The organism is Actinacidiphila sp. DG2A-62 (assembly GCF_035825295.1).
In the GTDB taxonomy this organism is placed as follows: Bacteria; Actinomycetota; Actinomycetes; order Streptomycetales; family Streptomycetaceae; genus Actinacidiphila.
Genome location: NZ_JAYMGI010000002.1, coordinates 6726740 through 6751075, shown reverse-complemented (window position 1 = coordinate 6751075; position 24336 = coordinate 6726740). Strand labels below are relative to the sequence as shown.

The following is a 24336-nucleotide window of genomic DNA, read 5'->3' as shown; positions in this document are numbered from 1 at the left end:
AAGCCCCCGGAGCGAAAAGCCGGGACCGCGGGTATGGTCGGAAGAAGTGAAGGGCGTTTTGTCATGGTCTGAGCCTTCATGGGCCCGGCCCGGAGGGTGCGACGGCGCACCCCGCCCCTTCCTTGGCCGTCATCTTCGAGAGAAGTTCTTCGAGGGAAGGTGCGAGATGAGCTTCATGGACACGCTCAAGGAAAAGCTCGGCATGTCGAAGGGGAAGGCCTCCGACATGATGCGCCAGCACGGGGACAAGGTCGACCAGGGCCTCGACAAGGCAGGCCGGGCCGTCGACTCCAAGACCGGCGGCAAGTACAGCAGCCAGATCGACTCCGGCGTGGACAAGGCGAAGAACGCCGCGCACAACTACGGCGACCAAGGTGGCGGCGGCTCGGCCTGAGCCCTCCCCGGGTCCCCCGAGCCCTCGGGCTCCACGACCTCCCCCACGACCGCCTCACGGCCTCCTCCGGCCGCCACGACGACCCGTCCGGTCGCCCGGCCCCTTCCGACCGGCCGGGTCCCTCCGGGGCCGTGGGAGGCGAGTCACCCCTTGCCGGACGGCCGCGGATTTCCACCATCCGCGGCCCGTCCTCGTTCACGGGTGTTCACCGGTTCACCGGTCGTTCCGCGCGTCCACGCCCCGGCCGTACGCGCCGCCCGGCTCGTATCCGCTCGGCTCGACGATCCGCCCGGCTCGTATCCGCGACGCACCCGGGCACGCCGCCGTCCAGACCGCCGCGCTCAGGTCCAGGACGACACGAAGTACCCGACGCCATAGGGCGCCGACTCGTGCAGCAGCTCTCCGCCCAGGTGGGCCTCCTCCGCGGCGCCCGCGAGCACCTGCCAGGGGGCGCGGCCGGCCGCCTGAAGCTCCAGGGCCAGCTCCGGGTCGAGGGCGGCCAGCGCGCCGACGTCGGCGGACCCCAGGGCCCGGGCGATCTCGGCGTCGAACGACTCGGCGCGCTCGTCCAGATAGCCGGGCGCCTTGACCGTACGGCACGCGCTGCCGTCGCCCATCACCAGCAGCGCCACCCGTTCGGCGGAGCCCGCGACGGCCCGGCCCGCGGCGGCGCACCGGTCCGGCTCCAGCTGCTCCCCCACGCCCAGCCCTTCGACCGGCGCCGCCTTCCAGCCGCGCAGCAGCCAGGCGGCGACGGCCAGCGAGGGCGGCAGCGGCGGCGCCTGCGCCGGGGCGCCGCCCGCCGCGCCGGTCTCGGCACCGGGCCCCGAGCCGTCCTCCGTCCCGGAGTCCGCCGCGGCCTCGGCGCCGTCCGCAGCGCCGGCCTCCGCCTCCCCCAGGGTCACGTCCAGGTCGACGCCGAACGCACGGAAGGAGCCGGCGGCGCCGGGCGGGAACACGCCGCGGCTGGGGCGCTCCGCGGGACCGATCACGACCAGCCGCTCGGGGCGCGAGGCGGCGAGCACGCCGATGGCGTCGGCGCACGCCCGGCGCAGGGCGTCCAACTCGGACGCGGCGCCCGCCGCGACCTCCGGGACCAGCAGCGGCGGGCAGGGGCAGACAGCGGCGGCGACGAGCATGTGCGGAACCCTACTCGCGCCCACCGACACCGCCCACCGACACCTCGCGCCGCGCCCGCGCCCGGCGCGCGCCGGGGCCCCTCGGCGACCGTGCGCCGACCGACCGTGCGCCGATCGTTCGTGCGGCCGGGCGCTCAGTCGACCGCGCAGCCGCCGGCCGTCACGGGCTGCGCGGACGGCGCCGGGGCACCGATCGTCGGCAGGCCCAGCATCACGCCGGCCGGCTTGGCAGGAGCGGCGCTGCGGCGCTCCCAGGCGTCGCCCGCGCGGGTCCGCCGGACGCCCAGCGCGGGCTTCTCGGCGAGCAGGTGGTGCGGCGCCGCGTACGTGACCTCGACGGTCACCATGTCGCCGGGCCTGACCGGCTCGGCGGGCGGCTCGAAGTGCACCAGCCGGTTGTCGGGGGCGCGTCCGGACATCCGCCGGGTCGCGTCGTCCTTGCGGCCCTCGCCCTCGGCGACCAGCACCTCCAGGGTCCGCCCGACCTGCTTCTTGTTCTCCGCCCAGGAGATCTCCTCCTGGAGGGCGACCAGACGCTCGTAGCGCTCCTGCACGACCGCCTTGGGGATCTGGCCGTCCATCTCGGCCGCGGGCGTGCCGGGCCGCTTGCTGTACTGGAAGGTGAACGCCTGGGCGAAGCGGGCCTCGCGCACCACGTGCAGGGTCTGCTCGAAGTCCTCCTCGGTCTCGCCGGGGAAGCCCACGATGATGTCGGTGGTGATCGCCGCGTCGGGCATCGCCGCGCGCACCTTCTCGATGATGCCCAGGTAGCGGTCCTGCCGGTACGAGCGGCGCATCGCCTTGAGCACCCGGTCGGAGCCCGACTGCAGCGGCATGTGCAGCTGGTGCATCACCGTGGGCGTCTCGGCCATGGCGGCGATCACGTCGTCGGTGAAGTCGCGCGGGTGCGGCGAGGTGAAGCGGATGCGCTCCAGGCCCTCGACGCCGCCGGTGGCGCGCAGCAGCTTGCCGAACGCCTCGCGGTCGCCGATGTCGGAGCCATAGGCGTTGACGTTCTGCCCGAGCAGGGTGACCTCGATGACGCCCTCGGCCACCAGCGCCTCGACCTCGGCGAGCACGTCGCCGGGGCGGCGGTCCTTCTCCTTGCCGCGCAGCGCCGGCACGATGCAGAAGGTGCAGGTGTTGTTGCACCCCACGGAGATCGCCACCCAGGCGGCGTACGCGGACTCGCGGCGTGAGGGCAGCGTGGAGGGGAACGTCTCCAGCGACTCGGCGATCTCGACCTGCGCCTCCTGGGCGATCCTGGACCGCTCCAGGAGCACCGGCAGCCGGCCGATGTTGTGCGTGCCGAAGACCACGTCCACCCAGGGGGCGCGCTTGACGATGGTGTCGCGGTCCTTCTGCGCCAGGCAGCCGCCGACGGCGATCTGCATCCCCGGCCGCGCGGCCTTCTTGGGGACGAGCTGGCCCAGGTTGCCGTAGAGGCGGTTGTCCGCGTTCTCCCGCACCGCGCAGGTGTTGAAGACGACGACATCCGCGCCGTCGGCGCCCTCGGGTGCGCGGACATAGCCCGCGTCCTCCAGGAGGCCGGACAGCCGTTCGGAGTCGTGGACGTTCATCTGGCACCCGTAGGTGCGGACCTCGTAAGTGCGCGCGCTCATAACAATCAACCAGAGTACGTGGTCCCGCGGCCGGGCCGCCCGCCCCTTCCGCGGATCGTCCCGGTGCTGGCAGGATCGCCCGGTATGGACCTCTCCCGCCTCCGCGGACGCCTGCCGGGGCCGGTGCAGGCGGTGCTGGCGGCCGCGTCGGTGCTGGCCCTGCTGCTGTGGTGGCTGCTGCCGTCCGGCGGCCCGTCGTACCCGCACCGGCCGATCTCGCTGGCGACGGGGGTGCGCGACGGCGTCTACGAGACGTACGGGAAGCTGCTGAAGACCGACCTGCGGACGGCGCTGCCGGGGGTGCGGGTCGACCTGGTGAACACCCAGGGGTCGGTCGACAACATCGAGCGGGTGGTCGCCGGGCACGCCGACTTCACCATCGCCGCCGCGGACGCGGTGGCGGCGTACGACGGCCCGGGCAAATCCCGGCTGCGCGCCTGCGCGCGGCTGTACGACGACTACATGCAGCTCGTCGTGCCGCGTGACTCGCCGGTGCGATCCGCCCGCGACCTGCGCGGCCTGACCGTCGGCATCGGGCAGGGCGCCTCCGGCGTGAACCTGATCGCGCGCCGGCTGCTGGCCGCGGCCGGCCTCGACATCGACACCGACATCAAGGCGGTTCCGGTCGGCATCGACGAGGCCCCGGGGATGCTGCTGGGCGGCCGGCTCGACGCGTTCTTCTGGTCCGGCGGGCTGCCCACCGCGGCGATCACGGCGATGGCCACGCCGGTGGACCGGATCAAGCTGGTGCAGCTCGGCGACCTGGTCGGCAGGCTGCACGCGATGGGTCCGCAGATGCAGTACTACCGTCAGGCGGTCATGCCGGCGGACGCGTACCCCAAGGCACAGGGCGGCCGGCCGGTCTCGACGATCGCGGTGGCGAACCTGCTGGTCACCACGGACCAGGCGAACGCCGGGCTGGTGCAGCGGCTGACCCGTGCGGTGATCGACAGCCGGGACGCGATCGGCAAGGAGGTGCACGCGGCGCAGCTGGTGGACCTGCGCACCGCCGTCTTCACCGATCCGCTGCCGCTGCACACGGGCGCGGCGCGGTACTACCGGTCGGTCAAGCCGTAGCGGTCAGCCGTTGCGGTAGCGGTAGCGGTAGCGGTCAGCCGTACCGGTAGCGGTAGCCGTCAACCGGGCTGTGCCTTGACCGGCGCGGTGCGCGGCACGGTGAGCGTGACCTCCAGGCCGTGCGGCTCTCGGGTGGCGAACGCGAGGCCGCCGCCGCTCTGCGCGAGCAGGGCGCGGGCGATGGACAGGCCCAGCCCCGATCCGTGCACGTTCTGGTGGCGGGCGCTGCGCCAGAACCGGTCGCCGATCCGGGACAGCTCCTCCTCGGTCAGGCCGGGGCCGCTGTCGGCGACGGTGATCGCGGCGTGGTCGCCGGCCGCGTCGACCCCCACCGCCACCGTCACCGTCACCGTCGCGTCCGCCGGCGTGAACTTGATCGCGTTGTCCAGCACCGCGTCCAGGGCGCTGGAGAGCGCGACCGGGTCCGCCCAGGCGGTCACCTCGGCGCCGGCGCCCGCGGGCTCGTCGAGGCGTACGCGCACCTGGGCGTGGCGGGCGGCCGGCTCCCACGCCGCGACCCGGACGCGGACCAGCTCCGCGACGTCGGTGCTGACCCGGCGGCTGCCCGAGCTCTCGGCGACCGCGAGTCCCAGCAGGTCGTCCAGCACCTGGGCGAGGCGCTGGCCCTCCTCCTTGACCGACTCGGCCTCGGTGTGGCCGTCCGGCAGTTCGAGCCCGAGCAGCTCGATGCGCAGCAGCAGCGCGGACAGCGGGTTGCGCAGCTGGTGGGACGCGTCGGCGACGAACGCGCGCTGCTGCTCCAGCACCTGTTCGACGTGGTCGGCCATCTCGTTGAACGACCGGCCCAGGCGCCTGAGTTCCGGGGGACCGCCGGATTCCTCCACACGGGAGGTCATCCTGCCGGTCGCGATGTCGTGGGTGACCCGGTCCAGGGTCGCGACCGGCCGCAGCACCCACGCGGTCAGCCGGACCGCGAAGAGGACCGCGAGCGCCATCGCGGCCAACTCGCCGGCGATCAGCAGCAGCCAGCCGTGCAGGATGCGGGACCGCAGGGCGCCGGTGGGCGAGTCGGTGACGACGACCGCGACCACGTCGCCGTCGCGCACGATGGGCGAGGCGATGGCGAGCCTGCGGCGCTGCCACGGCCACACCTGCTCCGGATTGTGGGCGCGCCGCCCGAGCAGCGCGGAGTAGTACGCGTCGAACAGCTCGCCGCGGGCCGGCAGCCGCCAGTGCACCGGGGCGGTGGCCATCGCGGTGCGGTCGCGGTAGAAGACGCCCGCGCTGATGCCGTACAGCTCCTGGTAGCGGGCGAGTTCGGTGCGCAGGGTGTGCAGCCGCTCGTCGTCGTCCGGGCCCACGGAGGTCTGCTCGTCGCCCGCGGTGACGAACTGGGCCAGCGCCGCGAAGCGGGTGGTGTCGTCGATCCGGTCGACGACCACGCGCTGCTGCTGGGCGGCGGCCTGGCTGGCGGCGAGCGGGAAGCCGAGGGCGAGCAGGACGCCGGCCATCAGCACGATGAGCAGCGGGAGCAGTCGTGAGCGCACGCGGGCGTTCCTCGCCGTCCGTCAGCGGGCCGGTACGACGAACCGGTAGCCGACGCCGCGCACCGTCTCGATCATCTCCGGGGTGCGCAGCTTGGAGCGCAGCGAGGCGACGTGCACCTCCAGGGTGCGGCCGGTGCCCTCCCACGCGGTGCGCCACACCTGGCTGATGATCTGCTCGCGGCGGAAGACCACGCCGGGGCGCTGCGCCAGCAGCGCCAGCAGGTCGAACTCCTTGCGGGTCAGCGCGACCGGCGCGCCGTCCACGGTGACCTGGCGGGTCGGCAGGTCGATGGCGACGGGCCCGAGGCGCAGCGCCGGGCCGCCGGGTCCCGGGGCCGCCGCGCCGTGGCCGCCGTCGTCGGCGGGCGAGCCGTCGGCGTCCGGCAGCACGTCGCCGGGCGGGCGCAGCGGCGGACGGCGGCTGACGGCGTGGATGCGGGCCAGCAGTTCACCGGTGTCGTACGGCTTGACGACGTAGTCGTCCGCGCCGAGGTTCAGGCCGTGGATGCGGGAACGGACGTCGGCGCGGGCGGTCACCATGATCACGGGGGTGGCGGTGCGGCGCCGGATCCTGCTGCACACCTCGAAGCCGTCCTGGTCCGGGAGCCCGAGGTCGAGCAGCACGCAGTCGAAGGCGGGTCCCTGACCGGGCAGGATGGCCTGGATGGCCTCCTCGCCGCTGCGCGCGTGGTGGACGTCGAAGCCGTGCCGGCCGAGGACCGCGGAGAGCGCGGCGGCCACGCGGTCGTCGTCCTCCACGAGAAGCAGTCGCACGTGCCACCTCACCTCTTTCCAGTCCCTTGCGCCGTCCTCGGCGGGCCGGCGGTGTGGCGCCGGCCGTCTCACGGGACGGATGTTCCACCGGCGTTTTCCGGTCGTTCTTCGGACCGTCCCGACCGAATCCACGCCGATGGGGGCGGGGTGCGTCAAGGGTGTACCGGCTCACACCCCCGACCGTTACCGACCCGGTACGCGTCACCGGCGCCGCCCGCGTGCCCCGGTGCGCCTCTGACGTGCCGTCGGAACACCGCGCCGAGGGAGGACCGTCGCTTGACGTGGGCAGTCGCAGTGAGTTGCATACGTTTTGTGACCGCACTTCTTCCGGGGGCCGCTGCGTGGACCCGGTGATCGTCGCGGGGGCGGGCCCGACGGGCCTCGCCCTCGCTTTGGGGCTGGGCCGCCGCGACGTCCCCGTCATTGTGCTGGACGAGGCGGAGACGCCCGACAGTTCCGTTTCCGAGGGGATGCGGCGTCTGCGGACCGCGGTCCTCGGGCCCGCCACGGCCGCGAACCTGGAGCGGCTGGGCTACGGCCGGCTGCGCCAGGACGGTATGACCTGGGCGGGCTGGCGCACACTGCGCCGCCGCACCGAGCTGCTGCGGATCGACTTCGGCGCGGACGCGGGGGCGGGCGCGGCTCCCGGTGGCGCAGGCGGGGCCGGGGCCGGTGGGACGGGGGCGGGCGCCGGCTCCTGGACCTCGGAGGCCCCGGTCCACATCGCCCAGCACCTGCTGGAGCAGGGACTCCGCGCGGCGCTGCTGACCTGCGGCTCGGTGCGGATCGTGCCGGGCTGCAAAGCCGACACGGTCGAACAGGACGGCCGCGGTGTGAACGTGCACACCACCGGCTCCCACGACACCTGGTGGCGGGGCAGCTTCCTGGTGGGCTGCGACGGCGCCCGGTCCACGGTCCGCAAGCTGCTGGGCGTACGGTTCCCCGGGCGCACCGGGGTGGACCGGCACGCGGTCGCGGTGTTGCGCACCGAACTGCCGGAGCCCGGCGTGGCGCTGCTGCACCGCGACCCGCCCGGCGCCCCGGCCGGGCAGGAGATCACCGCCAGGCCGCTGCCGGGCGACCTGTGGCGGCTGGACTGGCTGCTGCCGGTCCAGGGCGGCCGGCTCACCTCCGACGCGCTGGTGGACCGGGTACGGTCCTCGCTGACCGCCTGGTGCGGGCATGTGCCCGCGTACGAGGTGATCGGCTCGGCCGACTACCCGGTGCATCAGCGGCTGGCACGCCGCTGGCGGGCCGGACGGGTCTTCCTGGCCGGCGACGCGGCGCACCTGATGGGGGCGCTGGGCGCGCAGAGCGTCGAGGAGGGACTGCGGGACGCCGAGAACCTCGCCTGGAAGCTCGGCCTGGCCTGGCACGACGGCGCGTCCCGGCTGCTGCTGGACAGTTACGAGGCCGAGCGCCGCGGCGCCGTCGGACTCCGGCTGCGCGCCGCCGACCAGGCGCTGCCGCTGCTGCGGGCGACCGGGGCCTGGCAGACCGTGCGGCAGAGCCTGTCGGGTTCCTCGCGCGGCCAGGCCGAGATCCTCACCGACAGCCATCTGGGGCGCGGCAGCGCCGCCGCCTCGGCCTACCTCCGCTCGCCGCTGGCGCTCCCCGCGCCCCGCGGCGGCGGCAGGACCGGCGCGTCCCCGCTGGTGGCCGACTGCGACACCCCGCCGGGCGGCCTGGTCAGCGATGTCCCGGTGACCGCGCTGGACGGCACCGTGGGGCGGCTGCGCGACCGACTGGGCCGGGGCCTGGTGGTGGTGCTGATCGCCCCGGGCACCGGTGTGTGGGACTCCCGGCACTGGCTGACCGCGGGGCTGATGCCGCGGCTGGCCTCCGCGGTGGCCGCGCTGCCGACCCGCGCCGAACTGCTCGTGGCGGAGGGCTATCCGGGCGCCACCGCGCACACCGTGCTGCTCATCCGGCCGGACGGCCGGCTGGTGACGGCGATGGTGGGCTGCCGCCCGGCCGAGCTGTACTCCTACGCCGACCTGGCGCGCGGCGGCCCGCCGACTCCGGGCGCAGCGGACGAGGACCTGCCGCCCGCGCTCGGGAGCACGTCTGGTGCGCCGGGCGCGCCTGGTGCGCCTCGCGGCGAGGCGGCCGGCGGGGGCCGGGCGGCCGGCGGCAAGCAGAACGGACGCCGGGTGGGCGGCACGACCCGCTAGCCGTGCGACGGCCTCCGGAGCCGTGCGACGGCCTCCGGGCGACCGGTTCAGTCCCACAGCCAGGGCTCGGCGCCGTCGTCCTCGGCTTCTCCGGCGGCGCGCTCCTGGGCGAGGGCGTCGCGGACCACTGTGAGGGCCAGGCCCTCCGAGTAGCCCTTGCGGGCGAGCATGCCGGCGAGGCGGCGGATGCGCTTGTCGCGGTCGAGTCCCCGGGTGCTCGGGAGCCTGCGGCGTACCAGCTCCCGCGCGGTCTCCTCCTCCTGCTCGGAGTCGAGGAGGGCGACGGCCTCGGTGACCAGTTCCGCGTCCACCCCGCGGTGGTGCAGTTCCCGGGCCAGGGCGCGGCGGGCCAGCCCGCGCCCCCGGTGCCGGGACTCCACCCACGCGTTGGCGAACGCCTGGTCGTCGATCAGGCCGACGTCCTGGAAGCGCTCCAGGACGTGCTCGGCCACGTCGTCGGGGATCTCCCGCTTCCGCATCGCGTCGGCCAACTGCCTGCGGGTGCGGGGGGTTCCGGTGAGCAGGCGCAGGCAGAGTGCCCGCGCCTGCTCCTCCGGATCGAGCGGCGGCTCTCGCGAGGCCCTCGACTCGGAAGAGCCGCCGCGTTCCTGGGACCTGCGCACCATGGCGTCAGGCCTTGGCGGCGGTGGCCTTGGTCGCCTTCTTCGGGGCCGGGACCTCGGCCTTGGCCGCGACCGGGGCGTCCACCGCCGGGCCCGCCGCGTCCGTGCCCGGCTGGGCGCCGGGCGCCTCGGTCTTGGGGACGCCCACGCCGAGCTTCTCCTTGATGCGCTTCTCGATCTCGTCCGCCAGGTCGGGATTGTCCTTGAGGAAGTTGCGGACGTTCTCCTTGCCCTGGCCGAGCTGGTCGCCCTCGTAGGTGTACCAGGCGCCGGACTTGCGGACGAAACCGTGCTCGACGCCCATGTCGATCAGGCCGCCCTCGCGGCTGATGCCCTGGCCGTAGAGGATGTCGAACTCGGCCTGCTTGAAGGGCGGCGCGACCTTGTTCTTGACCACCTTGACGCGGGTGCGGTTGCCGACCGCGTCGGTGCCGTCCTTGAGCGTCTCGATCCGGCGGATGTCGATCCGGACCGAGGCGTAGAACTTCAGCGCGCGGCCACCGGTGGTGGTCTCCGGCGAGCCGAACATCACACCGATCTTCTCGCGGAGCTGGTTGATGAAGATGGCCGTGGTCTTCGTCTGGTTGAGCGCGCTGGTGATCTTGCGCAGCGCCTGGCTCATCAGGCGGGCCTGGAGGCCCACGTGCGAGTCGCCCATCTCGCCCTCGATCTCGGCCCGCGGCACGAGGGCTGCCACGGAGTCGATGACGATCAGGTCGAGCGCGCCGGAGCGGACCAGCATGTCCACGATCTCCAGCGCCTGTTCGCCGGTGTCCGGCTGCGACAGGATCAGGTTGTCCGTGTCGACGCCGAGGGCCTTGGCGTAGTCGGGGTCGAGGGCGTGCTCGGCGTCCACGAACGCCACCGTGCCGCCGGCCCGCTGGGCGTTGGCCACCGCGTGCAGCGTGAGGGTGGTCTTGCCGGAGGACTCCGGGCCGTACACCTCCACCACGCGGCCGCGCGGCAGGCCGCCCACGCCCAGCGCCACGTCCAGGGCGGTGGACCCGGTGGGGATGACCTCGATGGGCTCATTCGGCCGGTCGCCGAGGCGCATGACGGCGCCCTTGCCGAACTGCCGTTCAATCTGTGCGAGCGCGGCGTCGAGCGCCTTCTCGCGGTCGTTTCCTGCCATGGGTTCCACCCGGGATGTCTGGTTCGATCGCTTCACGTCCACGACGCTAGCGCCTGCCACTGACAACGCGCCGGACGTCTTCACGGGCCTGTGGAAAACCACCCGCCCCATCATAAGAATGGCTGTTCGATTTTCATGTCAAGCGACCCGCCGGACCGCGCCCCGCCCGGACCGTCCGGTGACGGCCGGCACGGCGCGGACGCGGCGGCGGGCCCGGGCGGCGCTCACAACCGCGGGTCGTCGACCTCGTAGCGCCGCACGTAGGCCGAGAAGAAGCCCTGGAGGGTGGCGGTCGCCGGGATGGCGATGAGCGCGCCGACCGCGCCCAGCAGCGCCGTCCCCGCGATCACCGAGCCGAACGCCACCGCGGGGTGGATGTCCACGGTCCGCGCGGTGATCCGCGGCTGCAGCAGGTAGTTCTCGAACTGCTGGTAGACCGCGACGAAGCACAGCACCCACAGCGCGTCCCACGGGTCCTCGGTGAACGCGATGAGGACGGGCAGCGCGCCCGCCAGGTACGTGCCGACGGTGGGCACGAACTGGGAGACCACGCCGACCCAGACCGCCAGGGCGGGCGCGTAGGGGACGTCGAGCACCTGCAGCAGGACGTAGTGGCAGACGCCGGAGATCAGGGCCATCAGCGCGCGCGAGTAGAGGTAGCCGCCGGTCTTCGCGACGGCGATGTCCCAGGCGCGCAGCACCTCGGCCTGCCGGGCGGGCGGCAGCAGGGAGCACAGGGCGCGCCGCAGCCGGGGACCGTCGGCGGCCATGTAGTACGTGAAGAGCAGCACGGTGAAGATCTGGAAGACGGTGCCGAGGACCGTGGCCGAGATCCCCCACACGCTGCTGGCGCCGTTGGACAGGTAGGTGCGCACCCAGTCGGAGTGCAACACCCGGTCCTTGAGGTGGCCGGTGTCCAGGTGGCTGCCGAAGGTGCGGTTGATCCACACCACGACGTCGTGCACGTACTGCGGCAGGTTGTCGGCGATCGTGCTGATCTGGTCGACCAGCAGCGAGCCGAGGGCCAGGACGAAGCCGGCCGAGGCGAGGAACAGCACCAGCAGCACCACGCCGGTGGCCAGGCCGCGGCGCATGCCCCTGCGGGACATCCAGTCGACCGCGGGTTCGATGGCCACGGCGCAGAAGAAGGAGACCAGGACGTTGACGAGCAGGCCGATCAGGCGGCTGAAGACCCAGTGCGCGAACTGGTAGCAGGCGACCAGCGCGAGCGCGAGGAGCATGGCGCGCGGCAGCCACCGGGGCATCCGAGCGCGGGTCGCCCGCGCCTCGCCGTGCGGCGGGCCACCGTCCGGCTCGCGGGTCTCCTCGCTTCCTGCCACAGGGCCAAGTCTGGGGTCCGCCGGGCGTCAAGTCCTGATATCAACCCATTTGCACCAATGAGCGGACCGGCGCACGGCCCGTATCCGCGGGGAGCGCGGCCCGCCCGCGCGCCCTCGGCGGGCCGTCAGCGGCGGGCCTGGGGCACGTCCATCGCGACGCAGACCGCGCGCCACACGTCCTTGGCCTCCCAGCCGGCCTCCAGCGCCTCCATCACCGTGCGGCCGCCCAGTTCGGACATCACATGGTCGCGGGCGAAGGAGTCGGCATAGGTCTCGCCGAACTGCGCGCGCATCCGTTCCCAGAAAATCGTCAGCCGCATGGGTGCCAGTATGGCGCGGCCGTCACGAGGGCGGGTGCGGCGGTGCGCGCGGCCGTATCCGGGGGACGGGGCGACGGGGCGACAGACCCTGTCCGGGGACCGGCGTACGGATCGCCGCGCGGCTTGTCCCCCGGCGATCGCGTCATCCCCCGGCGATCGCGCGCACGGCGGCGGTGACGAGCACCGCGGCCGCGACCACCACGAGGAAGGGGGCGCGCAGCAGCAGGGCGAGGGCCGCGGCGGCGAGCCCGGCCGAGCGTGCGTCGAGGACCGGGCGCAGGTCGTCGGCGCCGAACGTCTGCAGCGCGGTCAGCGCCGCCAGCAGGGCGATCGGGACCAGGGCGGCGAGCCGCCTGACCACCGGCCGCTGGAGCAGCCCCGCGGGGACGGACAGGCCGGTCAGCTTCACCGCGTAGCAGCCCGCGGCGGTGACCGCGACGGCGGTCCAGGTGTCGGCCGCGGCGCTCATCTCGCCGCCCGGGTCCGCGGGCGTGCGGCGGCCAGCACCGCGGGCGCGGCCAGCGCTGCCACGAGCACGGGGACGCCGGCGGGCAGCAGCGGCAGGCACACCAGGGCGAGCACCACGGCGAGTCCCGCGACGGCCCGCTCGGTGCGGCCCTTCACCATCGGCGCGAGCAGCGCGAGGAAGACGGCGGGGCCCGCCGCGTCCAGGCCCCAGGCGTCGGGGTCGCCGAGCGCGGACGCCCCGAGCGCGCCGACCAGGGTGGTCAGGTTCCACAGCGCGTACAGGGTGGCGCCGGTGACCGTGAAGCCGAGGCGGGCGCGGGAGCGGTCGGGCTGGGCGAGGGCGACGGCGGAGGTCTCGTCGATGACCCACTGGGCGGCCAGCGGGCGCACGGCCGGGCGCAGTCTCAGAAGCTGCGACAGGCGCAGCCCGTAGAAGGCGTTGCGGGTGCCGAGGAAGAGCGCTCCGGCCGCGGCGGCGAAGGGGTTGCCGCCCGCGCCGAGCGCGCTGACCAGGGCGAACTGCGAGGCGCCGGTGAAGACCAGCAGGGACAGCGCGCAGGTCTGCGCCAGGGAGAGCCCGGCGCCGGCGGAGGTGACGCCGAAGGCGAAGCCCGACAGGCCCACGGCGACACCCACGCCGAGCGCGTCGCGCACGACGGCCGCGCGGTCGGCGGACGGCTGCTCCTGGGGAACCGGGCTGCTCTGGGATACGGAAGGTGCGGTCACCCGTCCGACGCTACGGATCGCGGCGGACGCGGTCTTGGACGTTCTTGCGCTCACGCTGGTACGCCCCCGGCGGGACGCCGACGATGCGGCCGAAGTGGCGGTTCAGGTGGGACTGGTCGGTGAAGCCGACGGCGGCAGCGGTGTCGGCGGGGCCGAGGCCGGCCTCCAGGAGCCGGCGGGCGACCCGCACGCGTTCGCCGGTCAGCCAGGCGTGCGGCGGCAGCCCGTAGGCGCGTTTGAAGGCGCGCAGCAGTGCGAAGTGGCTGGTGCCGGTGTCGGCGGCCAGACGTGACAGGCTCGGCGGCCGGGTCAGCGAGGCGGCGAGCAGGTCGCGGGCGCGGGCCGCGGCGGCCGGACCGGCGCCGTGCGGCGCGGCGGGCGCCGGGGCCGAGGGGGAGGCGGCGGCGTGCCCGGCGAGCAGCCGGGCCACCACCAGCCGCATGGCGGTGTCGGCGGCCAGCGGGTCGTCACCCTCGGCGGCGCGGTGCACGTCGGCGATCATGCGCGCGGCCCAGGGGTCGTCCAGGACGTGCGCGGTGAAGCTGGGCGTGCCCCGCAGGGCGGTGGTCTCGGCGGCCACGGAGGCGACGACCTCGCGCGACGGGTAGAGCACGCGGTAGCTCCAGCCGCCCTCGGCCCCCGCGTAGGCGGTGTGCGCGACCTCGGGATTGATCAGCACGACCTGGCCGGGGCCGGCCCGCTCGGGTCCGCCGGGCAGCCCGATGCCCTCGACGCCGCCGGTGACCGCGGCGATGACATAGCCGTCGTGCGCGTGGCGGGCGAAGGTGTGGCGGATGTAGCGGGCCCTGAGCAGGTCGACGCCGGGCAGCCCGGGATGCTCCCAGTGCCGTGCCCGCTCGCCGTCGCTCATACGCCATTGTGACGACATGACGGTATGACCGCGCCAGGAGTTATCCACAGGCCGGACGCGGAGGCCAGCGGACTGTCGGTCCCGCGAGGCAGGATGGGAGCCATGTCCGATCAGTCCATTCCCAGCAGCCTCGCCGGCTTCTCCCCGGCCACCCGCGGGTGGTTCACGGGGGCCTTCCGCGAGCCCACCGCAGCCCAGGCAGGGGCGTGGTCGGCCATCGCGGAGGGGTCGGACGTGCTGGTCGTCGCGCCCACCGGCTCGGGGAAGACGCTGGCCGCTTTCCTGGCCGCCCTGGACCGGCTGGCCGCCACCCCGCCGCCGGCCGAGGCGCGCCGCCGCTGCCGCGTGCTCTACGTGTCGCCGCTGAAGGCCCTGGCGGTGGACGTCGAGCGGAATCTGCGCAGCCCGCTCGCGGGTCTGCGTCAGGAATCGGTGCGGCTCGGACTGCCGGAGCCCGAGGTGCGGGTCGGCATCCGGTCCGGCGACACGCCGCCCGCCGAGCGCCGCGCGCTGGTCGCCCGGCCCCCGGACATCCTCATCACCACCCCCGAGTCGCTGTTCCTGATGCTGACCTCCGCGGCCCGCGAGGCGCTGAGCGGGGTGGAGACGGTGATCCTGGACGAGGTGCACGCGGTGGCCGGCACCAAGCGCGGCGCGCACCTGGCGCTCTCCCTGGAGCGGCTGGACCAGCTGCTGGACCGCCCGGCCCGCAGGATCGGCCTGTCGGCGACGGTCCGTCCGGTGGACGAGATCGCCCGCTATCTGTCCCCCCAGCGCCGGGCGACGATCGTCCAGCCGCCGTCCGAGAAGGACTTCGACCTCTCGGTGGTCGTCCCGGTCGAGGATCTCGGCGAACTGGGCGGCTCGCCGGTCACCGAGGCCGCCGAGCACACCGGGCCCGCGGCCGGTCCGGCGGAGCGCCCGTCCATCTGGCCGCACGTGGAGGAGCGGATCGCCGACCTGGTGCAGGCCCACCGGTCCACGATCGTCTTCGCCAACTCCCGGCGGCTGGCCGAGCGGCTGTGCAACAGGCTCAACGAACTGGCGCACGAGCGCGCGCAGGGCGAGGCGCTGCCCGACGAGCAGTCGCCCGCGCAGATCATGGCGCAGTCCGGCGCGGCCCGCGGCGCGGCTCCCGTGCTGGCCCGGGCGCACCACGGCTCGGTCTCCAAGGAGCAGCGCGCCCTGGTGGAGGAGGATCTGAAGGCGGGCAGGCTGCCGGCGGTCGTGGCCACCTCCAGCCTGGAGCTGGGCATCGACATGGGCGCCGTCGACCTGGTGGTCCAGGTGGAGTCGCCCCCGTCCGTCGCCTCGGGCCTGCAGCGGGTGGGCCGGGCCGGCCACCAGGTGGGCGCGGTGTCGACGGGGGTGGTCTTCCCCAAGTACCGCGGCGATCTGGTGCAGTCCGCGGTGGTCACCGAGCGGATGCGAGAGGGCGCCATCGAGGCGCTGCGGGTGCCGGCCAACCCGCTCGACGTGCTGGCCCAGCAGATCGTCGCGATGACCGCGATGGACGTCTGGGACGTGGACGAACTGCTCGCGGTGGTGCGCCGCGCCGCGCCCTTCGCGTCGCTGCCGCAGTCGGCGTACACGGCGGTGCTGGACATGCTGGCCGGGCGCTATCCCTCGGACGCCTTCGCGGAGCTGCGGCCCCGGCTGGTGTGGGACCGGGTGGCGAACACGGTGACGGGGCGACCTGGCGCCCAGCGCCTGGCCGTCACCTCGGGCGGCACCATCCCGGACCGCGGGCTGTTCGGGGTGTTCCTCGCCGGGGCCGACCCCAAGAAGGGCGGCGGCCGGGTCGGCGAGCTGGACGAGGAGATGGTCTACGAGTCGCGGGTCGGGGACGTCTTCACCCTCGGCACCACCTCGTGGCGGATCGAGGACATCACCCGGGACCGGGTGCTGGTCACACCCGCGCCCGGCGCGCCCGGCAGGCTGCCGTTCTGGAAGGGCGACCAATTGGGCCGCCCGCTGGAGCTGGGCCGGGCGCAGGGCGCGTGGCTGCGCGAGGTGGGCGCGCTGGCGCCCGAGGCCGCCCGCGCCCGCCTGACCGCGGCGGGCCTGGACGCCTGGGCCGCGGACAACGTGCTGGCGTATCTGGCCGAGCAGCGGCAGGCGTGCGGCCATGTGCCGGACGACCGCACCATCGTTGTGGAGCGGTTCAGGGACGAGCTGGGCGACTGGCGGGTGATCATCCACTCGCCGTTCGGCGCGCAGGTCCACGCCCCCTGGGCGCTGGCGCTCGGCGCCCGGCTCCAGGAGAAGTACGGCCTGGACGCCCAGGCGATGCACGCCGACGACGGAATCGTGCTGCGGCTGCCCGACGCCGATCTGCTGGGCCTCGACCTGTTGGACTCCGACCCCCGGCTCAGCGGCGCGGAGTACGACCCCGAGCAGTCGCCGGTGGGCGCGGCGGACGTCGCCTTCGACAAGGGCGAAATCGAGCAGCTGGTCACCGACCAGGTCGGCGGCTCGGCGCTGTTCGCCTCGCGGTTCCGCGAGTGCGCCGCCCGGGCGCTGCTGCTGCCGCGCCGCAGCCCCGGCAAGCGCACCCCGCTGTGGCAGCAGCGCCAGCGCGCCTCCCAGCTGCTCCAGGTGGCCTCGGAGTTCGGATCGTTCCCGATCGTGCTGGAGGCGGTCCGCGAATGTCTCCAGGACGTCTTCGACGTGCCCGGCCTGGTGGAGCTGATGGGCGACATCGAGGCCCGGCGGGTCCGCCTGGTCGAGGTCACCACACAGGAGGCGTCGCCGTTCGCCCGCTCGCTGCTGTTCGGGTACGTCGCGCAGTTCCTGTACGAGGGGGACTCGCCGCTGGCCGAGCGGCGCGCCGCCGCCCTGTCGCTGGACTCGCGGCTGCTGGCCGAGCTGCTCGGCCAGGCGGAGCTGCGGGAGCTGCTGGACGCCGAGGTGCTGGCCGAGCTGGACCAGGAGCTGCAGTGGCTGACCGAGGACCGCAGGATCGGGGACGCCGAGGGCGTCGCCGATCTGCTGCGGGTGCTCGGTCCGCTGACCGCCGGGGAGCTGGCCGAGCGCGGCGGCCGGCCGGAGTGGGCCGGGGCGCTGGAGGAGGCGCGCCGGGCGATCCGGGTGCGCATCGCGGGCGCGGAGCACTGGGCGGCGGTGGAGGACGCCGGCCGTCTCAGGGACGCGTTGGGCACGGCGCTGCCGGTGGGCGTGCCGGTGGCGTTCACCGAGCCGGTGAAGGACCCGCTGGGCGACCTGCTGGCCCGCTACGCCCGCACGCACGGCCCCTTCACCACCGCCGAGGCGGCGGCGCGGTTCGGGCTGGGGGCGGCGGTCGCCGACGGCACGCTGCACCGGTTGGCCGCCTCGGGTCGGGTGGTGCAGGGCGAGTTCCGGCCGGAGGGCGCGGGCCAGGAGTGGTGCGACGCCGCGGTGCTGCGCCGGCTGCGGCGGCGGTCGCTGGCCGCGCTGCGGCAGGAGCTGGAGCCGGTGCCGCCGGCCACGCTCGGGGTGTTCCTGCCGCAGTGGCAGCACGTCGGCACCCACAGCCTGCGCGGCATGGACGGCCTCGCGCGGGCCGTCGAGCAGTTGCAGGGCGCCGCGGTGCCGGCCTCCGCGTTGGAGAAGCTGGTGCTGCCGTCACGGGTGGCCGGATACACCCCGGCGATGCTGGACGAGCTGACCGCCTCCGGCGAGGTCGTGTGGGCCGGGGCGGGGGCGCTGCCGGGCAAGGACGGCTGGGTGTCGCTGTATCTCGCGGACAGCGCGCCGCTGCTGATGCCGCCCCCGCAGCCGCTGGAGCAGACGCCGCTGCACGCCGCGGTGCTGGCCGCGCTGGACGGCGGGTACGGACTGTTCTTCCGGCAGATCGCCGACCGAGTGCGGGCGGCGGGCCTGGAGGCCGCCGATCCGCAGATCGCGGACGCGGTGTGGGACCTGGCCTGGTCGGGCCGGCTGACCAACGACACCCTTGCGCCGCTGCGCGCGCTCCTCGGCTCCGGCCGCACCGCCGGTTCCACCGCGCACCGGGCGCCGCGTGCCGTGCCCCGCGGCCGGTACAGCTCGCTGGCCGCGCGGGCGCCGCGCACCGGTGCGTCGCGGTCCGGGCCGCCGACCACGGCGGGCCGGTGGTCGCTGGTTCCCGCGGCCGAGTCCGACGCGACGCTCCGGGCGCACGCTCTGACGCACACCCTGCTGGACCGGCACGGCGTGGTCACCCGGGGCGCGGTGGCGGCGGAGGGTGTGGCGGGCGGGTTCTCCGCCGCCTACCGGGTGCTGTCGGCCTTCGAGGAGACCGGGCAGGCCCGGCGGGGCTATGTGGTGGAGGGGCTGGGCGCGGCGCAGTTCGCCATGGACGGCGCGGTGGACCGGCTGCGCGCGCTGAGCACCGCCAGGGAGCGGGACGAGGAGCGCCACGGCGGTTCGCGCACAGTCGTGCTGGCCGCCGCCGACCCGGCCAACCCCTACGGCGCGGCGCTGCCCTGGCCCGAGCAGCCCCCGGGCGTCACCCACAAGCCGGGGCGCAAGGCCGGGGCCCTGGTCGTCCTCAGCGACGGCGAGCTGGCGCTCTACGTCGAGCGGGGCGGCAAGACGCTGCTGGCCTGGCCCCTGGACGAGATACGCGTGCAGGCCGCGGCGGACGCGCTGGCCCTGGCGGTTCGCGAGGGCGCCCTCGGCCGACTGACGGTGGAGCGCACCAACGGCGAGTCCGCGCTCACCTCTCCCCTCGGCCAGGCCCTGGAGGCCGCTGGCTTCCACGCCACCCCCCGCGGCCTCCGCCTACGCGACGGCCTCTGACCGTCCCCGAACGGGACGCCGTCAGGGCGGTGCCAGTGTGGCGTCAGTGCGGTGGCGGGAGGCGGCCGGCGCGACCGGGACGCGTCCCCGGGAGGGCAGGCGCCGCCCCGGGCGCGGCACGGGCATGATGGACAGGTGCCCGAAGGAGACACGGTCTGGCTGACCGCACACCGGTTGAACGCCGCATTGGCCGGGGAGCCCCTGGTGCGGGCCGATCTGCGGGTGCCGCGGCTGGCGACGGTGGAGCTGGCAGGGCGCACGACGCTGGAGGTCGTCGCACGCGGCAAGCACCTGATGACCAGGCTGGAGGGCGGGCTGACGCTGCACTCGCACCTGCAGATGGACGGCTCCTGGCACCTGTACGCGCCGGGCGAGCGGTGGCGCGGCGGGCCTGCCCACCAGGTGCGGGCGGTGCTGGCCACGAGCGCGCGCACGGCCGTGGGTTACCGGCTGCCGGTGCTGGAGCTGCTGCCGACCGCGGAGGAGGACGGCGTCGTGGGCCATCTCGGCCCCGACCTGCTCGGCCCGGACTGGGACCCGGCCAGGGCGCTGGCCGCCTTGGCCGCGCAGCCGGAGCGCCCGCTCGGCGAAGCGCTGCTGGACCAGCGCAATCTGGCGGGCGTGGGCAATGTGTACGTCTCCGAGCTGTCCTTCCTGCGCGGAGTGACGCCGTGGACGCCGTTCGGGCAGGTCTCGGCCCCGGAGAAGCTGGTGGCGCTGGCCAAGCGCCTGCTGGAGGCGAACAAGGCGCGCCCCGGCCATGTGACGACCGGCGACACGCGGCGCGGCAGGACGCACTGGGTGTACGGCCGCGAGCACGAGCCCTGTCTGAGGTGCGGCACACCGGTCAGGAAGGCGGAGCACGGCCAGGGCGACCGGGCCAGGGTGGCGTACTGGTGCCCCCGCTGTCAGCGGGGCCGGCCCCGAGCCGGGTTCATCGGGCGCCGCCTGAGCCGAAGGCCCGGCGGGTGTCCCGGCCGCCCCAGTCGCCCCGGCCACCCCGGGCGGCGGCGCCGACGCACCCGGCGACCCCACCGCTCCAGGCCGCTCACGCCGCAAGAGCGGCCCAGGCTCGGGCCGCACCGGCGGCCCGAACCGCTGCGGCGGACGCGGACCCCGCGCCCGCCCCCGCGCCGCCCGGCCGCGCGCCCTCGCGGGCATGCGCACCGGCACGGCGTGCAGCGGTATGAGCCCCAGGCTCCAGCCGCCGACGACCAGGGCTTCCGCCCATGGACCCATCGCCGGGCCTCAGACGTTCTCCGCCTGGAACATCCAGTGGAACTTTTCCAGATCGGCCGTGATGCCGATCAGAATGTCCTGGGTGACCGGGTCGGGCTCGTCGGTGGCCTCGATCCGCTCCCGCATCCGGGTGATCGAGGCGTCCAGGGCGGCCACCATGATCTCGACGACCTCGCCGTCCTTGACCCAGCCGTCGGTCACCGTGTCGATGCCGCTGGACTTGGCGACGGTGCCGGCGCGGCCGTCAGGGGACACGCCGATCGCGGAGGCGCGTTCGGCGACGGTGTCCGAGGCCGCACGGGTGGCGTCCACCACGTCGTCCAGTTGCAGGTGGATGGAGCGGAACCGGGGGCCGATGACGTTCCAGTGCACCTGCTTGGCGATCAGCGACAGGTCGATGAGATCGACCAGCGCCCCTTGCAGGGCGTCGCCGACGACCTTCCGGGACTGCTCGGGCAGCGGGCTCTTCACGACACTCATGCGCTTGTCTCCTCGCGGATCGACGCCGACAGGTGGCCTTGGTGCTCCCCCGTCGTCCCCCTTGGTGTCCTTCGCCTACCCTGCCCCCGGCCGGTACACATGGCAAAAGCAACAGCGGCTCCGCCCGGGATGCTCACCCGGTACGGAGCCGCCGTCGGCAGGCTCGGCGAAGGCGGGAGGCGTGCTGCGCCGCCTCGGGCCGTGTGCGACGAAGGGCGGCTACGCCGCGACCACGTCGACGGCCTCCGCCGACTTCTTCGGCGCCTTGATGGTGATCCGCTCGTCCGGTGCGGACGTGACGGAGGTGACGGACGTCACAGAGGTGACGGAGCCCAGCAGCGGCCGCATCGGCGCCGCGGCGGTCTCGGCCGCGGCCGACTGGGCCAGCTCGGCGAGCGAGAGGTCGTCGCTGACCTCGCGCATGACTTCGGACATCGGCACGTCGAGCGCCTCGCAGATCGCCGAGAGCAGCTCGGACGAGGCCTCCTTCTGCCCCCGCTCGACCTCGGAGAGGTATCCGAGAGACACGCGGGCGGACGAGGAGACCTCACGCAGAGTGCGGCCCTGGCGCTGGCGCTGCCGACGCAGCACGTCACCCAGCAGGCGACGGAGCAGGATCATCGCTGGCTCCCTCCTCGGACCGCGTAGCCGCTTCCTTCTCGCCCCACCGTACCGCCTCGGGCACCGGCCGTGCGGGGAGCAAAGACGTGTTCACTCTGGGCTGCAAACATCACTGCCCCCCGTCTTCTTCCCTCTCCTGGGGCCCCGGACTCCTCCCGGCGCCCGTCTGCGCGCTCGTACCGGCTCCGGCAGGACGCTCACGACCCGTCGGAGCCCGGACCCGCAACCGTACTCCTTCCCACCTCCGCGGCGAGCAGTTCCAGCACCGCGGTCACGGATGCGCGACGAATCGCGGTACGGTCGCCGGTCAGCCTCAGCGCCCGGACGGCGGCTCCGTGCGGTCCCGCCACCGCGACGAAGACCGTGCCGACCGGCCGGCCGTCCTGCGGGTCGGGGCCGGCGACGCCGGTGGTCGACGCGCCCCAATCGGCGCCCAGCCGGTCCCGTACGCCCTCGGCCATCTGCCGCGCGACCTGCGGGTCCACCGCTCCCCTTGCGGCCAGGAGCTGTTCGTCGACGCCGAGCAGGCGGTGCTTGAGGTCGGTGGCGTAGGCGGTCACCGACCCGCGGAAGGCGCGTGAGGCACCGGGGACCGAGGCGAGATCCGCGGCGACCAGACCGCCGGTGAGGGATTCGGCGACGGCCAGCGTCCAGCCCCGCTCGCGGAGCAGGCCGAGCACCTGCGGGGCCGCGCCGGCGCTCACACGCCCTGCCCGTGCCCCGGCGCGTGCGCCTCGTGCGCCGCCGCCTCCTCCTTCGTGCCCCGGGCCACCACCGCCGCGGCCCGCCGCCGGCGCGCCTCCAGACCGGCCCGGCGCAGCACGATCGCCTGCCGGACGTAGTCGAGGCCGGTGACGACGGTCAGCACCACCGCCGCGGCCATCAGCCAGGCGCGCAGCGACGCCAGCGGTCCGGTGAGCACCAGGATGTACATGCCGACCGCGACGCCCTGGGTGAGCGTCTTGAGCTTGCCACCGCGGCTGGCCGGGATCACGCCGTGCCGGATCACCCAGAACCGCATGAGCGTGATGCCCAGCTCGCGCACCAGGATCACGACGGTCACCCACCACGGCAGGTCGCCCAGCGCGGACAGCCCGACCAGCGCCGCGCCCATGATGGCCTTGTCGGCGATCGGGTCGGCGATCTTGCCGAAGTCGGTGACCAGGCCGTAGCGGCGGGCGAGTTCCCCGTCGAAGAGGTCGGTGATCATCGCGACGGCGAAGGCCGCCCACGCGAAGGAGCGCCAGGCGGGGTCGTGACCGTCGCCGTGCACGAGCAGGAGGACGAAGCCGGGAACCAGGACCAGACGGATCACCGTCAGCAGGTTGGCGACGTTCAGCAGGCTCGCCGTGCCGGTCGCCGGGTCCCCGAGGTGGTCGGGCGTCGCCGGCGGCGACTCGGGGGCTTCCGTCATCTGGCCACCCCCTCGGCGCCGTCCGCGCCGGTGTCCGGGTCCTGCACGCCCAGCGGCTCCGCGACCAGGTCGACGCCCTGGGTCCCGGTCACCTTCGCCGTCACGAACATCCCGGGCGCGGGCCGCCACCAGCCGCCGGTGGCGGTGAGCAGGACCTGCCCGTCGGTCTCCGGCGCCTGGTGGTCGGCCCGGCCGGTGACCTCGCCGGTCTCCTCGTCCACGTCCTCGACCAGGACGCGCACGGTCGACCCGAGCCGCTCCTCGGCGCGCTGCGCGGTCAGCTCCTCGGCCAGCCGGGAGACCCGGGCGAGCCGGGCGGCCACCACGTCCTCCTCCAGCTTGCCGTCGAGGCCGGCCGCCTCGGTGCCGTCCTCGTCGGAGTAGCCGAAGACGCCGATGGCGTCCAGGCGGGCCGAGGTGAGGAAGCGCTCCAGTTCGGCCAGGTCCTCCTCCGTCTCGCCGGGGAAGCCCACGATGAAGTTGGACCGCACGCCGGCCTTGGGCGCCTTGGCCCGGATGGTGTCCAGCAGCTCCAGGAAGCGGTCGGTGTCGCCGAACCGGCGCATCCGGCGCAGCACGGCCGGCGCGGAGTGCTGGAAGGACAGGTCGAAGTACGGCACGACGCCGGGCGTGCCGGTGAGCACGTCGATCAGCCCCGGGCGCATCTCGGCGGGTTGCAGGTAGCTGACCCGCACCCGCTCGACGCCGTCGACGGCGGCCAGATCCGGCAGCAGCCTCTCCAGCAGCCGGATGTCGCCGAGGTCCTTGCCGTAGGAGGTGTTGTTCTCGCTGACGAGCATGACCTCCTTGACGCCCTGTCCGGCGAGCCAGCGGGTCTCGCCCAGCACGTCGGAGGGGCGGCGGGAGATGAACGAGCCGCGGAAGGACGGGATGGCGCAGAAGGTGCAGCGCCGGTCGCAGCCGGAGGCGAGCTTCACCGAGGCGACCGGGCCGGAGCCCAGGCGGCGGCGCAGCGGCGCGCGCGGACCCGAGGCTGGCGCGAGCCCCTCGGGCAGGTCCTCGGCGCCCGACGCGAAGGCGTCGGCGTCGGCGGCGATGCCCGCCCGGTGGTCCGCGCTGCGCGCCCCCGACGCCGGGGCCGCGCCCGCCGGGGCCGCGGCCTCGCCGTGTCCGGGCAGCGCCACGCCGTGCGTGTGCTGCCGCTCGGCGGGGCTGACCGGCAGCAACTTGCGCCGGTCGCGCGGCGTGTGGGGCGCGTGGACGCCGCCGGACAGGATGGTCCGCAGCCGGTCGGAGATGTCCGCGTAGTCGTCGAAGCCGAGCACGCCGTCCGCCTCGGGCAGCGCGTCCGCCAGCTCCTTGCCGTACCGCTCGGCCATGCAGCCGACCGCGACGACGGCCTGGGTGCGGCCGTGTTCCTTGAGGTCGTTGGCCTCCAGCAGGGCGTCGACGGAGTCCTTCTTGGCCGCGTCGACGAAGCCGCAGGTGTTCACCACCGCCACGTCGGCCTCGGCGGCGTCCTCGACCAGTCGCCAGCCGTCCGCCGCGAGGCCGGCCAGTTCTTCCGAGTCCACCTCGTTACGGGCGCAGCCGAGCGTGACAAGAGCGACGGTACGGGGTTCGGGCATGTGCCCAGAGTACCCGCCCGCCGGTCACCGGCCCGGTCGTACGGTCCGGTCGCCGCGCGGG

19 protein-coding genes and 2 pseudogenes are annotated in these 24336 nt (G+C 74.6%); 5 read left to right on the top strand and 16 right to left on the bottom strand.

The features are described from left to right. Positions 1–166 precede the first annotated feature (166 nt). A complete protein-coding gene (locus VSR01_RS30305) occupies positions 167–394 on the top strand; it encodes an antitoxin (RefSeq protein WP_326452213.1) in 228 nt (75 codons plus the stop codon). A gap of 341 nt (positions 395–735) precedes the next feature. Here the strand turns inward: VSR01_RS30305 and VSR01_RS30300 are convergent, their stop codons facing one another. Continuing rightward, positions 736–1533 (bottom strand): class III extradiol dioxygenase subunit B-like domain-containing protein, encoded by a 798-nt coding sequence (locus VSR01_RS30300; RefSeq protein ID WP_326452212.1) that lies wholly within the window; start codon positions 1531–1533, stop codon positions 736–738. A 134-nt stretch (positions 1534–1667) separates the two neighbouring features. Continuing rightward, positions 1668–3155 carry a tRNA (N6-isopentenyl adenosine(37)-C2)-methylthiotransferase MiaB gene (miaB, locus tag VSR01_RS30295; protein ID WP_326452211.1) on the bottom strand — a complete coding sequence of 496 codons (1488 nt, stop codon included), beginning with the start codon at positions 3153–3155 and terminating at the stop codon, positions 1668–1670. Positions 3156–3239: 84 nt separating this feature from the next. Here miaB and VSR01_RS30290 point away from each other — a divergent pair, with 84 nt between their 5' ends. Further along, entirely contained in the window at positions 3240–4232 is a 993-nt protein-coding gene (locus VSR01_RS30290; RefSeq protein ID WP_326452210.1) for a TAXI family TRAP transporter solute-binding subunit, read from the top strand. 59 nt (positions 4233–4291) lie between these two features. On the opposite strand, the gene VSR01_RS30285 is transcribed toward VSR01_RS30290, so the two are convergent. Beyond that, on the bottom strand, positions 4292–5740 hold the full coding sequence (locus VSR01_RS30285) for a sensor histidine kinase (protein WP_326452209.1): 1449 nt from the start codon (positions 5738–5740) through the stop codon (positions 4292–4294). Positions 5741–5761: 21 nt separating this feature from the next. Then, positions 5762–6514, bottom strand: coding sequence for a response regulator transcription factor (locus tag VSR01_RS30280; protein ID WP_326452208.1), 753 nt, complete (start codon positions 6512–6514; stop codon positions 5762–5764). A 341-nt stretch (positions 6515–6855) separates the two neighbouring features. On the opposite strand from VSR01_RS30280, the gene VSR01_RS30275 reads away from it, so the two are divergent. Further along, positions 6856–8688 carry an FAD-dependent monooxygenase gene (locus VSR01_RS30275; RefSeq protein WP_326452207.1) on the top strand — a complete coding sequence of 611 codons (1833 nt, stop codon included), beginning with the start codon at positions 6856–6858 and terminating at the stop codon, positions 8686–8688. Positions 8689–8735: 47 nt separating this feature from the next. On the opposite strand, the pseudogene recX reads toward VSR01_RS30275, so the two are convergent. The 7 genes and pseudogenes from recX to VSR01_RS30240 form a co-directional block, all read right to left on the bottom strand. Continuing rightward, positions 8736–9305, bottom strand: a pseudogene (gene recX, locus VSR01_RS30270) (recombination regulator RecX); the annotation flags it as partial. Between the two features lie 13 nt (positions 9306–9318). Further along, positions 9319–10443 carry a recombinase RecA gene (gene recA / locus VSR01_RS30265; RefSeq protein WP_326452205.1) on the bottom strand — a complete coding sequence of 375 codons (1125 nt, stop codon included), beginning with the start codon at positions 10441–10443 and terminating at the stop codon, positions 9319–9321. Positions 10444–10667: 224 nt separating this feature from the next. Beyond that, positions 10668–11783, bottom strand: a complete 1116-nt coding sequence (locus tag VSR01_RS30260; RefSeq protein WP_326452204.1) for an AI-2E family transporter — start codon at positions 11781–11783, stop codon at positions 10668–10670. Between the two features lie 125 nt (positions 11784–11908). Further along, positions 11909–12103 carry a DUF3046 domain-containing protein gene (locus VSR01_RS30255; RefSeq protein WP_326452203.1) on the bottom strand — a complete coding sequence of 65 codons (195 nt, stop codon included), beginning with the start codon at positions 12101–12103 and terminating at the stop codon, positions 11909–11911. Positions 12104–12245: 142 nt separating this feature from the next. Next, on the bottom strand, positions 12246–12572 hold the full coding sequence (locus VSR01_RS30250) for an AzlD domain-containing protein (protein WP_326452202.1): 327 nt from the start codon (positions 12570–12572) through the stop codon (positions 12246–12248). Continuing rightward, positions 12569–13297: an AzlC family ABC transporter permease gene (locus VSR01_RS30245; RefSeq protein ID WP_326452201.1), complete on the bottom strand. Its 729-nt coding sequence runs from the start codon at positions 13295–13297 to the stop codon at positions 12569–12571. Before VSR01_RS30245 ends, VSR01_RS30250 begins: the two co-directional genes overlap by 4 nt. A gap of 10 nt (positions 13298–13307) precedes the next feature. Next, positions 13308–14168 carry an AraC family transcriptional regulator gene (locus VSR01_RS30240; protein ID WP_326452200.1) on the bottom strand — a complete coding sequence of 287 codons (861 nt, stop codon included), beginning with the start codon at positions 14166–14168 and terminating at the stop codon, positions 13308–13310. 102 nt (positions 14169–14270) lie between these two features. On the opposite strand from VSR01_RS30240, the gene VSR01_RS30235 reads away from it, so the two are divergent. Both VSR01_RS30235 and VSR01_RS30230 read left to right on the top strand, forming a co-directional pair. Then, positions 14271–18932 (top strand): ATP-dependent helicase, encoded by a 4662-nt coding sequence (locus tag VSR01_RS30235; RefSeq protein ID WP_442785579.1) that lies wholly within the window; start codon positions 14271–14273, stop codon positions 18930–18932. Positions 18933–19067: 135 nt separating this feature from the next. Then, a pseudogene (locus tag VSR01_RS30230) lies at positions 19068–19922 on the top strand (DNA-formamidopyrimidine glycosylase family protein); the annotation flags it as partial. Between the two features lie 258 nt (positions 19923–20180). Here the strand turns inward: VSR01_RS30230 and VSR01_RS30225 are convergent. The 5 genes from VSR01_RS30225 to rimO all read right to left on the bottom strand — a co-directional run bounded on the left by VSR01_RS30225 (position 20181) and on the right by rimO (position 24275). Then, complete coding sequence (locus VSR01_RS30225) at positions 20181–20651, bottom strand: Dps family protein (RefSeq protein WP_326452198.1); 471 nt, start codon at positions 20649–20651, stop codon at positions 20181–20183. Positions 20652–20870: 219 nt separating this feature from the next. After that, positions 20871–21272, bottom strand: a complete 402-nt coding sequence (locus VSR01_RS30220; protein ID WP_326452197.1) for a helix-turn-helix domain-containing protein — start codon at positions 21270–21272, stop codon at positions 20871–20873. A 197-nt stretch (positions 21273–21469) separates the two neighbouring features. Continuing rightward, the gene (locus tag VSR01_RS30215) at positions 21470–21976 is read right to left on the bottom strand and encodes a CinA family protein (RefSeq protein ID WP_326452196.1); all 507 of its coding nucleotides are present in this window, start codon (positions 21974–21976) and stop codon (positions 21470–21472) included. Further along, a complete protein-coding gene (gene pgsA / locus VSR01_RS30210; RefSeq protein ID WP_326452195.1) occupies positions 21973–22686 on the bottom strand; it encodes a CDP-diacylglycerol--glycerol-3-phosphate 3-phosphatidyltransferase in 714 nt (237 codons plus the stop codon). The genes VSR01_RS30215 and pgsA overlap by 4 nt, the downstream gene beginning before the upstream one ends. After that, positions 22683–24275 (bottom strand): 30S ribosomal protein S12 methylthiotransferase RimO, encoded by a 1593-nt coding sequence (rimO, locus tag VSR01_RS30205; RefSeq protein ID WP_326452194.1) that lies wholly within the window; start codon positions 24273–24275, stop codon positions 22683–22685. The genes pgsA and rimO overlap by 4 nt, the downstream gene beginning before the upstream one ends. Positions 24276–24336 lie beyond the last annotated feature (61 nt).

Bases quoted from the DNA above. Each gene is read 5' to 3' on its own strand.
- VSR01_RS30225 (WP_326452198.1), bottom strand. From the start codon at position 20,651: ATGAGTGTCGTGAAGAGCCCGCTGCCCGAGCAGTCCCGGAAGGTCGTC.
- pgsA (WP_326452195.1), bottom strand. From the start codon at position 22,686: ATGACGGAAGCCCCCGAGTCGCCGCCGGCGACGCCCGACCACCTCGGG.
- VSR01_RS30220 (WP_326452197.1), bottom strand. From the start codon at position 21,272: ATGATCCTGCTCCGTCGCCTGCTGGGTGACGTGCTGCGTCGGCAGCGC.
- rimO (WP_326452194.1), bottom strand. From the start codon at position 24,275: ATGCCCGAACCCCGTACCGTCGCTCTTGTCACGCTCGGCTGCGCCCGT.
- VSR01_RS30290 (WP_326452210.1), top strand. From the start codon at position 3,240: ATGGACCTCTCCCGCCTCCGCGGACGCCTGCCGGGGCCGGTGCAGGCG.
- VSR01_RS30235 (WP_442785579.1), top strand. From the start codon at position 14,271: ATGTCCGATCAGTCCATTCCCAGCAGCCTCGCCGGCTTCTCCCCGGCC.
- VSR01_RS30255 (WP_326452203.1), bottom strand. From the start codon at position 12,103: ATGCGGCTGACGATTTTCTGGGAACGGATGCGCGCGCAGTTCGGCGAG.
- VSR01_RS30305 (WP_326452213.1), top strand. From the start codon at position 167: ATGAGCTTCATGGACACGCTCAAGGAAAAGCTCGGCATGTCGAAGGGG.
- VSR01_RS30240 (WP_326452200.1), bottom strand. From the start codon at position 14,168: ATGAGCGACGGCGAGCGGGCACGGCACTGGGAGCATCCCGGGCTGCCC.
- miaB (WP_326452211.1), bottom strand. From the start codon at position 3,155: ATGAGCGCGCGCACTTACGAGGTCCGCACCTACGGGTGCCAGATGAAC.
- VSR01_RS30250 (WP_326452202.1), bottom strand. From the start codon at position 12,572: ATGAGCGCCGCGGCCGACACCTGGACCGCCGTCGCGGTCACCGCCGCG.
- VSR01_RS30300 (WP_326452212.1), bottom strand. From the start codon at position 1,533: ATGCTCGTCGCCGCCGCTGTCTGCCCCTGCCCGCCGCTGCTGGTCCCG.
- recA (WP_326452205.1), bottom strand. From the start codon at position 10,443: ATGGCAGGAAACGACCGCGAGAAGGCGCTCGACGCCGCGCTCGCACAG.